The organism is Paenibacillus sp. 3LSP, assembly GCF_032465655.1.
Classification (GTDB): Bacteria; Bacillota; Bacilli; order Paenibacillales; family Paenibacillaceae; genus Fontibacillus; species Fontibacillus barengoltzii.
This window is the reverse complement of record NZ_JAWDJI010000058.1, coordinates 15,750-27,287: the sequence shown is the minus strand read 5'-3', so window position 1 is coordinate 27,287 and position 11,538 is coordinate 15,750. Positions and strand designations below refer to the sequence as shown.

Genomic DNA, 11,538 nt, shown 5'->3' with positions numbered 1-11,538 from the left:
AAACGACCCTTTCAACATCGCTGTGAAAAGGTCGTTGCTGTCATTGGATTCAATTAAGGATTCGTTTGCTCGGTTTGATTTCCGTTTTGCTGGGAAGCATTATTGTTTGTCTGTTGCTGATTTTGGTTTTTGGTCTTTTTCGGAACCCCGTCCAAGCCATATTCCTGATCGTATGCATCAAAAATTTTACGGGCAACCGGCGCGGCGCTGTATGCACCAAAGCCGCCTTCCGGGATAACAACTGCTACCGCCAGTTTCGGGTTCTCCCGAGGGGCGAAAGCGATAAATACGCCGTTATCGCGATTGGCACCATCAGCCCATTGCTCCGAGGTCCCGGTTTTTCTAGCAAAATCGTAAGGGAATCCTGAGAAAGCCATGGAGACATCGGTCTCCATACCGCTGATGACCTCTTTCCAATAAGCATCGTTAAATTTGACCTCATTGAGAACTACCGGCTTAAATTCCTTTACGATATTGCCGTCCGTATCGGTAATTTTGCTGACGAGATGCGGTTCCATGCGTTTCCCTCGCGTAGCCAAAGCCGTTGTATATTGGGCGAGCTGCATCGCGGTGTATTTCCCTTGTTGTCCAAAGGAAGCATAGACTAGCCTTGATAAGGCTGTCTCCGATTCATTTGTATACTCCAGATTGCCCAAATATTCTTTTGGCAGATCCACACCCGTCGAAACCCCTAGACCAAACTGCTTCATGTAGTTGTCCCAAATTTCAATCCCTTTCGATCCGTATTTGTTGTAGAGTCTTTCCCCCACCATATCAACCATAAAGGTGTTTGAAGAATGACGGATCGCGCCAGCCGGGTCGATGGAACCATAAGCATGGCGTTGGGAGTTCCGGACACTTGCAGAATTGTTCTTCCCAAAGTAGGCAATACCTGTATCGTTATAATAGGTACTTGTTGTAAACAAACCTTCATTCAAGCCGGTCAACACCGATAACGGCTTAATGGTTGAACCCAACAAAATAACGGATTCCAAGTTATGCCCCGACCGCCCCGAACTAATCGGCGTGATCGCCCCGTTCTGATAGTTGGAAGAGATCTTGCTCCAATTCTCAGGAGATATCCCGCCGGATTGCCACACATTGGTATCGTAGTCCGGCATGCTGGCCATAGCCACCACATTGCCGGTCTCGACTTCCATCGCAACCGCGTAGCCGGTTTTAGCATTAGGATGAACCTTCCCGGATACCGGGTGGGTATGCACCCATTCGATCTGATCAAGGATTGCCTGCTCAGCGACCATCTGAATGTTCTTGTTGATCGTCGTGTGAAGATCATGGCCTTTTTCCGGCGGCGTAATTTCCGGGATCCCGGTGGCCATGTTCCGCGGATCAATCGGCACGCTCTTATAGCCGTTCTTCCCGCGCAGCTCGTCCTGATAGTACAACTCCAGGCCGTCGTATCCGACGTCCTCAGTTTCTGTATATTGCAGTGCCGGATCATCGTTCTTCGCTTCCCGGATCTGCTTGTACTTCTCCAGCGATGTAGATGCCCCTTTAAACTTTCGGATATAGCCGATCGTTTGCACAGCTACGGTATCAGGATCGTAATGGCGGATACTCTCCTCAACGATGTCGATCCCCGGAAATTCACTTTTCCGTTCCAAGAAATAAGCAACTTCCGCAGGCGTTAAATCGATTTTAATTCGACGCGGCGTAAACCCGTTATACTGCCGGTAATCAAGGTCCATCGCCTTGATGATGTCCTCTTCCGTCATTTGGGTCTCCGGCGAACCTAATTTATCGAAAACTTCCTTCAGCTTCTTGGCAAGTGCCAATGCTTCCGGACGATTGGCTTTTCCCTTATCTGTGGAATTGCTGTAGTCTTTCTGCAGCGTGATATACAGCGATTGAACCGGCGTGGAATAGGCTAACTTCTCGCCCCCCGCCGCATAAATCGTTCCGCGGGTTGGAGCAAGCGGCACATCCTTAACGCGCAAATTACTCTCCTGTTTAGACAACGTTGGACCTTCTACGAACTGTAATATGGCTAAACGTACGATGATAACGGTAAATATGGCAAAAGCACTAAAGAAAAACATGTTAAGCCGAATGTTAAAATGGCGTTGCATTGCGATTTCTTGTTCTTGCGGATCCTTCGCATAAGTGCTTTTCAAGGCGTTTCCCTACTTTCTATCCCTTAAATCCTCATTTCTTGCAGTCAACTTCTCTATAGTACCATAACGAAATAAGGGGCGGTGAAGTTACGCCCCCTTTCCAGTATTTTTTCATCGCACCAACTTAAATTGCAGCCCTTACTCAAATCAGCTTGTTAGGGACATGGGTTTCACTGAATGCCGGCGGATTAAACCAGTCGCCGCTCTTGGCCCAGGTCGAATCCAGCGGAATCCAGGCGTCTTTCTCGGACAAGTATACCTCGTTCCAGGCATGAGGACCGTACCCGCCTTGCCCGTCGTATCCAAGTCCGGTCACGACCTTCACCTGAAGTCCGACGGTTCTGGCCATGACGGCATAGAGCCGGGCATAATCGATACACACCCCGCGTTTGGTATCAAACGTCATTTGCGGCGTTTGCTCATGCCAGATGCCTTTCTCCTCATAGTCTTTCACTTTATCGTAATCGTATGACACCCGGGTTCCAACCCAGTCGTATAGGCGCCGGGCCTTCTCTTCATCCGTGTCAGCGCCTTTGGTGATCTCTACAGCGGCCAACTCAATGGATTCGGGAATGTTGGCATCAATCACTTCGTATTTCTGCTGCAGGATGCTGCCAAGCTCTGCTTCTACGCTGCGCGTGAATACCGGCAGCTTCTCCTTGATCAAATTGCCGGTAATCGGCTCAATAATCGTTCTTGCCCCTTGTTGATAGACCGGCGAGGCTTCTACGTAACGGCTGAACCCGCTGTTGGGATACAACGTCACGACAATAAATAAGATGGCGATCAGCATCACGCAACGCGCCGCACCAATCACCGCGCCGATTCCTGCGCCAGCCAAACGGCTCAGCAGCGAAGCCGGACGGTCCCCGCCGGAGAACAGCCAGCCGAACAGACCGCTTCCCCCGCGAACGAACAGCATCGCGAAGCCCGCCAAAGTACGTATGATCCAATAGAGCAGAAGAAAAACGACGGCAAATCGCATCAGCGGAAAATCCCGCACCGCCATGACCAGCATATATAGAACTTGCTCCCATTTCGCCAGCTCTCGATCCGGCAACGGCAGCTCCGTCAGCCAAGTCTGAACCTTCGGAGATAACCACAGCGTTAACGGGATGGCGATGGCAATGCCAACCAGCGATAAGACGCCGCCGCTTAATAGCGTGAACAGACGGCCTGCCGAACGGGAGGCTCCGCGCACCAATCCCTGCAGCACCGAGCTGAGAAGCACGGCAAGCAGCAGCACCGTGATCCAGTTATATTCGCTTAGCGTTTGCAGCAATGTCGTCATGTCCAGCTTCATAAGCTCCTCCGTCCAATCTAGGTGTAAGTCGTCATTATCTTAGGTTATTGAGAATTCCGTTTCGCTTCTTGGATGAAAGCCTCCAGCGTGTCGTTCATCGACCATTCACCCAACGAAACGCCGCGGAACGATACTTTCACTTTATCGCTGCCCGCTTGTCCGGTCACTTCCAGATTCGGGGTCGTAATGGTAAACGAACCGTCCGGATTTTGCGTGATTTGGGCTTCCTTCGCTTCATTTTTCATCATGTTCAACGCTTCGGTTTTACTGATGTCGAGGGCTTGTTCCTTCACCGTTGTTACTGCCTCCCCGATATCCTTCAGCGTGATCCCGCTGTAAATCACGATAAATGCGGCGATGACCAGCACCAGTGCCCATTTGACAACCGTTCTCACAAAATTGAGCACAAGGAAGAGAATGACCAGTGCTACAACAATCACCAGCCAATTTTCTTTCAGAAATTCAGTCCATACTTGTACGTCATACATTGATGAATCCTCCATATTTAGATTTTCCATGATTTTTGATTTCTGTATTTTGATTCTAACCCATTATACATGATGGCCCAAGACCATGTCAGCTTAACCCCCAATCCCGCGGAAATCAAGCTTGGATGAAACTTGGATCGAGTAGCGGAGCGTAGCTGGAAGCTACGTGAGCAACGAAGAGACAAGGTGAATTCAAGATTCGAAGTCGAACAGCATCTCCGCCTCTACTTCGTGATGGAAAGCCGATCGGGTAATAAGTTCGTCCATGGGAGCGTACAAGTAATACTAACGTTCATTCTACGAAAAGGAGGGGCGACGCGTGAAAATCGCCTTCTGGCTGTACTTCTTTATGTTTCTGGCTTTCTTCGACCTGCACGCCCAGTACCCGATCCTGACTCCGTTTGCCTTGTCGCTGGGAGCCGCGCCGACGTTTATCGGCTGGATGATGGGGATTTATGCGCTGACGCATCTGCCGGGCAACCTGCTCGCCGGCCAGGGCGTCGATCGCCACGGCAGCAAACCGTACATGATCTTTAGCCTGGTGACTGCCGGCTTGGTTTTGCTGCTTCAAGCCTATGTCACGGAGCCTTGGCAGCTGCTCGTGCTGCGTTCCATCAGCGGTTTTGTGCTCGCCTTCCTGTCCCCGGCCTGTCTGGCGATGCTCGCTTCGCTGTCCAAAAATCCGGTGCAGCAAGGCAAGCTGATGGCCGGTCACGGGGTGATGCATACCGTTGCTTCCGTCGTATCGCCGGCCGCCGGCGCTTTTCTTGTCGCTCAATCCGGCTTTTCCATCGCCTTTCAAATGCTGGGCTGGCTGTTGATCTCGACAGGCATCATTGCCATTTTTACGATCAAGGAGCCTCCCCGTTTGGTTACGGAAGGTCCGGCCAAATTGGACGCGGCGAAATCACAGGTACCAGTGAAGATCAATGTGATCCCTTTGCGTTATTACGTGTTGCCGCTCGCCGTCTCCTGCTCACAGGGCATTTTGTTCTTTGAACTGCCGCTGCAAGCCGGCGGGGCAGAGGGGATCATGAACACCGGCTTTTATTTTTCTATTATCAGCTTAGGGGCGCTGGTCACGCTGTCGATGTTATTTTTGAGCCGCTATTCCCCTTATTTAAGAGCCAGTATCGGCATTCTGGGGATCGCCTTATCTTTCTTCGCCTTGGCCGCCTTTGAGTTCATTCCGCTTCCCGTGGTGCTTGTAGCCCTAGGGATGGCGAAGGGAGTCGTGTATCCCGCCATGGCTTCGTTGTTTATCGATTTAAGCGGAGGCAAACGGCTCGGCACCGTGTTTTCACTGCAATCGATCGCCATGTCGCTGGGTTCCTTTATCGGCCCGATTGTCGCGGGAGCCATGCACGGCAGCTATTCTCCTTACTTCCTAGCCTTCTTCGTGCTGATGCTGGCCACCATCATCGTCCCGCCTAGAAAGTTTACCGCAACCCTGCCGCCCCCAGTTGGCGCGGGCACGGGACACCATCATTAATCGATGGACTTATGCCCGCGGGACAAGTGCAACGGATTTTTCATTTCAGTTTAGGCTGCCGCACAGGGCACATGATACGGTCCTACATAAGATAATCGTGTAGTAACCGATCATGTTTGAAAGCGGGGTGAACATGAATGGGCGGCATTGACAATTGCGGACCGGGCCCGATGGTTCCTGGCTATGGATTCTGGACAACGACGGGGACGATCCTCGTGTTGTACATCTTGCTGGTAATCATCCTCCGTGCTCCTCTTTATTAATTCTTGTCATTGTTACTGACCCCTGCACACCGGTCTGCCCTCGGGCAGGCCGCTTGTGTTTAAGGGGGCTTTTGCAGCACAAGATTCCATCATCTACCGAAAAAGATGAACCCTCCCTTCCTCTGTTAACGTACTAAAAGATAGATCAAATTTTAAGGGAGGGCTCTAGTTGAAGAAAAAACGAAACTCGATTTTAGCCATCATTCTGACTCTTACGCTATGGTTACCTGGAACGGTTATGGCGGCAGAGGCGCCGCAGGCCAACACCTCACCGCAAGGCTTGGAGGAAATCGCCGCCGCGAAGGCCGCATTGCTCACCGAGACGTACGGAACAACCAGCGTTCAGTACGCCCTGGTCGACCATGGCAAACTCCTCGTTTCAGGACAAGCCGGAAAGAATGATCCTGAAGGCAAAATTCCGCTGACCGCTGAAACGATATACGGCATCGGATCGACCAGCAAAATGTTTACGACCGCTGCCGTTATGAAACTGGTCGATCAAGGTAAAATCAATCTCGATTCGCCGTTGGTTAATTATATCCCGGAGTTTAAGATGAACGATGAGCGATACAAGCAGATCACGCCGCGCATGCTGCTGAACCATTCCTCAGGTATGCAGGGATCCAGTCTCACCAACGCGTTTTTGTTCGAAGACAACGACCCTTATGCGCATGATACGCTGCTTGACCAACTGGCCAATCAATCCCTGAAGGCTGACCCAGGAGCGTATTCCGTATACTGCAACGACGGATTTACACTGGCGGAAATTTTAGTCGAACGTGTCAGCGGGATGGATTTTACGGATTATATCCACCAGGAATTCACCGAACCGCTTGGGATGGAGCATACGTTGACGCCGCAGGACGGTCTCGACTTTGACAAGCTTGCCGCACTCTATGCACCAGGAAATCCACAGCCATTACCGAAGGAAACGGTGAATGTAATCGGGACGGGCGGCGTTTACTCGACCGCTGAAGATCTGGTGAAATTCGCCGGCTTGTTTACGGGCGAAGCCGACAACATTTTGTCCAAGCAAGCAGCTAAAGCGACGGCACAACCGGAGTATAAAAGAGGGATCTGGCCTCAGGATAACGACAACAGCGTCGACTTTGGTCTAGGCTGGGACAGTGTAAAACTGTTTCCTTTTAATGAATACGGTATCCAAGCATTGGCCAAAGGCGGCGATACATTGCTGTATCATGCCCAGCTGGTCGTGTTGCCAGAGCAACAAATGGCAGCAGCGGTTCTCTCCTCCGGCGGGTCCAGCTCGCTGAACCAATTGCTTGCGAACGAAATCCTGCTCCAAGCGTTAAAGGAGAAGGGGACGATTTCCGAGCTCAAGCCAGCCAAATCCTTTGGTACGCCGGAACAAGCGGACATGCCTGAAGAACTCAAGCAGTTCAGCGGATATTATGGAGCCACCAACCAGCTGATCCGCATCGATGTCGCCGATGGTGAAATCCAAATCACGTCCCCGTTTGCGCCTGGCGAATCGTTAGGACTTCCTAAGCTCGTGTATACGAAAGACGGGACCTTCGTCAGCGAGGACGGATCACTGAAAGTCAGCTTTGTGAAAGAGAAGAACGGACGCACCTATCTGTGGGAAAGACAATACGCCACCGTTCCTGAATTAGGCCAGCTCGCCCTCAATCTGTACTCCGCAGAGAAACTTACGGACAACACCATTTCACCGGAAGCGGAGGCAGCCTGGAAGCAACGCGATGGGAAAAGTTATTACCTCGTATCGGAAAAATACAGCTCGATGGCCTACTTCATGATGTTGCCAGTTGTCCAAATGAACCGTACGGACAGCCTGCCCGGCTACGTGATGGACAAACAAATTACAGGCCCTGATACATTGATGGGCAAACATCAGGTTCCAGCGACGGGCAGCCGAGACTCCGAAGAATATCGCTTCTTCACTCAAGGCGGAAGTGAATATTTGGAGGCCGGCGGCGCCTTGTACCTCAGCGGCGATCAAATCCAAGAGCTGTACCCCGGCAAGAAGTCCGCGGTGACCTTGCAGCCGTCTGAACAAGCGCGTTGGTACACGATTCCGGCGAAAGCAGCAGGAAAGACGATCACGGTGGAACTTCCAGCCAAAGCCTCCTTTGCCGTGTATGATGCTGCAGGGGCTTGCGTGAACTTCTCGGTGGCCAGCGGCAGCACCCAAGTGAACCTGCCTGAGAACGGAACGATTGTGTTTATTGGTGATCCAGGCATGCGCTTTGGCATAGAATTGAACTAATCGAATCGAACAGCCCTTATTTTCTTATCTAGTTTCTAGCAATTTTGCATGAAGTCCCCTCCCGGGTATAAACTAGAACGTAATAACCCCAGCTTGGAGGTTTACGTTTAGCCTGGAGGGGATTTATTTTGGCAATCAGCATCATTGTGGAAGGGAAGAACGATCGCAGCAAGCTGCGGCGCTTATTAGACGAAGAAGTCCGCATCTACTGTACGTTTGGGACATTAAATCATGAGAAGCTGGAGACCTTGCGGAAGAAAGTTAAGGATGACGAGTTGTTTCTGTTCCTCGACAACGATCCTTCCGGCAAACGAATTCGCGGTGTACTTCGGGATGCTTTCCCTGATGCGGAGCAAATTTACACAAGACGAGGATATGCCGGAGTCGAAGGAACACCCGATGAATACCTCATCGCCCAATTAGAAAAAGCCGGGCTGGAGGAATACATCATCTATCCCCCAACACCGGCTACCTATGACAAGTTTTGATTGTGTATGAAGTTACTCCTTGGCGAGGCTCATCACACCTGCGGCGATTTCATCCGGCGTCGCCTCTGGCCGGTAAATTTCCCGCAGTTGGCCTTTGCGATCAACGAGACCGATGAGATCCATATGCACGTAGTTTCCATCCGCGTCCTTATCGATCAGAATTTTAAAGGAGTCCATCGCCAGGTCGATCGTCTTCTGCTGATCCCCCCGCAGGAAATACCAACCGGAATAATCCGCTTTGAATTTATCCCCAAACGCCTTGATGTTCTCCAGCGTATCGCGTTCCGGATCAAACGAGATCGAGACGATCGACGCATCCTTGCCGAATAAGCCTTTCTCTTTCAAAATATCCTGGACCTGGCTCAGTCGGAAGGTTGTGATCGGGCAAACATCGGGACAGTTGGTGAAGAAGAAATAAAACAGCCGGACTTTGCCATTGGTATCCTGCAGCGAGACCGTCTTGCCGTCTACGTTCTCCATGCTAAAATCCGCAACAGGGCGGATCACAGGAAGCTTAGGCTTCGCATACGTATCCCAGAGCAGATAGCCGGCTAAAATCACGCAGATGGCCAGCAGAATCCATGTCCATTTATATTTCTTCAAAACCGCCATTTCCCATCCCCCTAATTACAACCTAACCGTATCCAAGATCATCACGATTAAAGCAATGGTTAAATAGTTCACGGAGAAAATAAACACCCGTTTCGCCCAAGCGTCGTTATCCTTAGCCCGGAACCCTTGGAGTGCCATGAGCAGCCAAGCCACCGACAGCAGGGTGCCGATGATGAGGAACCAAACGCCCGTATAGCCATAGACATACATCAAAATCGGTATCGGAATCAGCAATGCCAGATAAGGGATCATCTGCAACTTCGTGCGCGGAATGCCCTTCACAACCGGCAACAACGGGAAACCAGCAGCCCGATATTCCTCGGTACGGCGAATCCCCAGCGCCCAGAAATGGGGCGGTTGCCATAGGAACAACAGGGCGAATAACATCCAAGTTCCCAAATCGATTCCGCCGGAAGCCGCAACATAGCCAATGACCGGCGGCATAGCGCCGGAGATGGCCCCAACCGACGTACTCCAGGTCGAGCTGCGCTTAAGCCACAGCGTATACACCACCACGTAGACAAACATCCCTACCGCACCAAACAACCCGGCCAACGGACCGGAGAAGATAAACAATACGGATAAGCCAAGCACTCCTAAGATGACGGCATACCATAACACCGTTCTCGGAGCCAGCTTCCCCGTAGGGAGGGCGCGATTCTTCGTCCGGGCCATCTTCGTGTCCATCTCCCGGTCGAAGTAATTGTTAAAGACACAGGACGATGCCATCACCAACATCGTTCCCAGCAACATGACAACTAATTGAATATAATCAAGCTCCCAGCGGGAAGCCACCCAAAACCCGGCAAACGCAGCAATCAGATTCGAACGCAGAATGCCCGGTTTCGTTAAGGCGATAAAATCTCTCCAAGTCGCCGTCTCTCCCGGAGGAGTAGGTCTCACGGACAACGCAGCGGATTCCGAAGAAGCCTGAACACTTAATGGTTTGTCCACGCGCGATTCATTCCTCCTATATTTGAAATAAAGTTCAGTTTAGGCTTAGGCTTACCTTTATTGATCATTCATAAAATGTTCAACGTTTTTACCCTTATGCTATAAACTTTATCATATCAAAAGCTAGAAGTGTTTGACAATCGCTGGAATATCGCGCGTTAACTATGACAATTTAGTGACACAGTAAGCCGCCGGGCACAGCCGGCGGCTTTCTTTTGACATATCGCTTATTTTCCGACAAACCCCATCAGACGTTGAACATCCTGCAGCGTTTTCTCAGCCATTTCGGAAGCGCGTTCCGCTCCTTGGCGCAAGATGTTGCGCAGCTCGCCCGACTCGCGGATATCACGGTACCGCTGTTGGAGCGGCTCAAGCACACTGACGACCGCTTCAGCCAAGTCTTTCTTGAACGGACCATACATTTGACCTTCATAACGTTTCTCTACTTCCGCGATGGTCAGTCCCGAGCATTGGCTGTAGATCGTAATCAGGTTGCTGATCTCCGGTTTCGTCGCCGGATCGAATTTTACTTCGCGCCCGGAATCCGTAGTTGCCCGGCTGATCTTCTTGCGGATTTCGTCCGGGGTGTCCAGCAAGGCGATGTAGCTGCCTGGGTTCGGATTGCTTTTGCTCATTTTCTTGGAGGCATCGTCCAGCGACATGATCCGTGCCCCAACCTCAGGAATGTACGGCTCCGGCAGTGTAAAGTATTCGCCAAACCGATGGTTGAACCGTCCCGCCAAATCACGGGTTAATTCCAAATGCTGTTTCTGGTCATCTCCAACCGGCACCAGATCCGCATTATAAATCAAAATATCCGCCGCCATTAAAGCAGGATAAACGAACAACCCGGCCCCAACGGATTCTTTCCCGGCCGATTTGTCTTTAAATTGCGTCATCCGTTCCAGCTCGCCCATCGAGGTGAGCGTCGTCAGCAGCCATCCGAGCTGGGCATGCTGCATCACATGGGATTGCAGATATACGTTCGCTTTATTCGGATCGATACCAGCTGCGAGATAAAGCGCCGCCACCGCTTCGGATTGCTCCGTCAGTGCAGCCGGTTCCTGCGGAACGGTGATCGCGTGCAAATCCACGATCATAAAGTTGCAAGCATGATCATGCTGCAGCTTCACAAAGTTCTTAATCGCCCCGATGTAATTGCCTAATGTCAGTTTGCCGCTGGGCTGAATGCCCGATAATACTCTCTTCATAACAAAAATCCTCCCTTTAATTTTATTTCTGCATAAGTAAGACCCCGGGTTTATTGTAAAATGCAAAAAGGCCCCACGCCCGCAAGGGACGTGAGACCGTGGTGCCACCCTTCTTTGCTGATGTTGGAGCATGAATGTTACGCAGTCAACTTAAGACGCTGATGCGTTTGTCGCAACAAGATCAGCCTTTCCAATCCGTAACGTGGATGATCCGGCCGGCTTACTGGCAACAGGCTCATCGCCTCTTGTGTTCAACCTGGCGCTCCGAGGCCCATTCGGCACAAGCTCCTTCACCGGTTCGCATCAACCACCGGCTTTCTGAAGAACGGAAACTTCGCCTACTT

The 11,538-nt window shown here is 51.2% G+C and carries 9 protein-coding genes and 1 other annotated feature (1 of these 10 cut by a window edge); of the genes, 3 read left to right on the top strand and 6 right to left on the bottom strand.

The annotated features are described in order from the left end of the window. Positions 1 to 53: 53 nt before the first annotated feature. From RW092_RS04050 to RW092_RS04040, 3 genes are all read right to left on the bottom strand, one after another. Positions 54 to 2,090, bottom strand: coding sequence for a peptidoglycan D,D-transpeptidase FtsI family protein (locus tag RW092_RS04050; protein WP_410055508.1), 2,037 nt, complete (start codon positions 2,088 to 2,090; stop codon positions 54 to 56). Positions 2,091 to 2,277: 187 nt separating this feature from the next. Beyond that, complete coding sequence (locus RW092_RS04045) at positions 2,278 to 3,438, bottom strand: transglutaminase domain-containing protein (protein ID WP_316009597.1); 1,161 nt, start codon at positions 3,436 to 3,438, stop codon at positions 2,278 to 2,280. 44 nt (positions 3,439 to 3,482) lie between these two features. Beyond that, complete coding sequence (locus RW092_RS04040) at positions 3,483 to 3,926, bottom strand: hypothetical protein (RefSeq protein ID WP_028538783.1); 444 nt, start codon at positions 3,924 to 3,926, stop codon at positions 3,483 to 3,485. Positions 3,927 to 4,245: 319 nt separating this feature from the next. Between RW092_RS04040 and RW092_RS04035 the strand changes: the two genes are divergently transcribed. The 3 genes from RW092_RS04035 (at position 4,246) to RW092_RS04025 (ending at position 8,417) form a co-directional block, all read left to right on the top strand. Continuing rightward, on the top strand, positions 4,246 to 5,418 hold the full coding sequence (locus RW092_RS04035) for an MFS transporter (protein WP_085279623.1): 1,173 nt from the start codon (positions 4,246 to 4,248) through the stop codon (positions 5,416 to 5,418). 432 nt (positions 5,419 to 5,850) lie between these two features. Next, positions 5,851 to 7,929: a serine hydrolase domain-containing protein gene (locus RW092_RS04030; protein WP_016310928.1), complete on the top strand. Its 2,079-nt coding sequence runs from the start codon at positions 5,851 to 5,853 to the stop codon at positions 7,927 to 7,929. A gap of 128 nt (positions 7,930 to 8,057) precedes the next feature. After that, positions 8,058 to 8,417 carry a toprim domain-containing protein gene (locus RW092_RS04025; protein WP_016310927.1) on the top strand — a complete coding sequence of 120 codons (360 nt, stop codon included), beginning with the start codon at positions 8,058 to 8,060 and terminating at the stop codon, positions 8,415 to 8,417. Positions 8,418 to 8,429: 12 nt separating this feature from the next. On the opposite strand, the gene RW092_RS04020 is transcribed toward RW092_RS04025, so the two are convergent. The 3 genes from RW092_RS04020 to trpS all read right to left on the bottom strand — a co-directional run bounded on the left by RW092_RS04020 (position 8,430) and on the right by trpS (position 11,194). Continuing rightward, positions 8,430 to 9,029: an SCO family protein gene (locus tag RW092_RS04020; RefSeq protein ID WP_016310926.1), complete on the bottom strand. Its 600-nt coding sequence runs from the start codon at positions 9,027 to 9,029 to the stop codon at positions 8,430 to 8,432. 15 nt (positions 9,030 to 9,044) lie between these two features. Beyond that, a complete protein-coding gene (cyoE, locus tag RW092_RS04015) occupies positions 9,045 to 9,983 on the bottom strand; it encodes a heme o synthase (protein WP_016310925.1) in 939 nt (312 codons plus the stop codon). Between the two features lie 227 nt (positions 9,984 to 10,210). After that, a complete protein-coding gene (trpS, locus tag RW092_RS04010; protein ID WP_016310924.1) occupies positions 10,211 to 11,194 on the bottom strand; it encodes a tryptophan--tRNA ligase in 984 nt (327 codons plus the stop codon). Positions 11,195 to 11,275: 81 nt separating this feature from the next. Then, positions 11,276 to 11,538, bottom strand: a binding site (T-box leader); it runs 20 nt beyond the window's last position.

Excerpts from the sequence above, each read along its gene's own strand:
- RW092_RS04050 (WP_410055508.1), bottom strand. The coding sequence starts at position 2,090 with ATGCAACGCCATTTTAACATTCGGCTTAACATGTTTTTCTTTAGTGCT.
- RW092_RS04045 (WP_316009597.1), bottom strand. The coding sequence starts at position 3,438 with ATGAAGCTGGACATGACGACATTGCTGCAAACGCTAAGCGAATATAAC.
- RW092_RS04040 (WP_028538783.1), bottom strand. The coding sequence starts at position 3,926 with ATGTATGACGTACAAGTATGGACTGAATTTCTGAAAGAAAATTGGCTG.
- RW092_RS04020 (WP_016310926.1), bottom strand. The coding sequence starts at position 9,029 with ATGGCGGTTTTGAAGAAATATAAATGGACATGGATTCTGCTGGCCATC.
- trpS (WP_016310924.1), bottom strand. The coding sequence starts at position 11,194 with ATGAAGAGAGTATTATCGGGCATTCAGCCCAGCGGCAAACTGACATTA.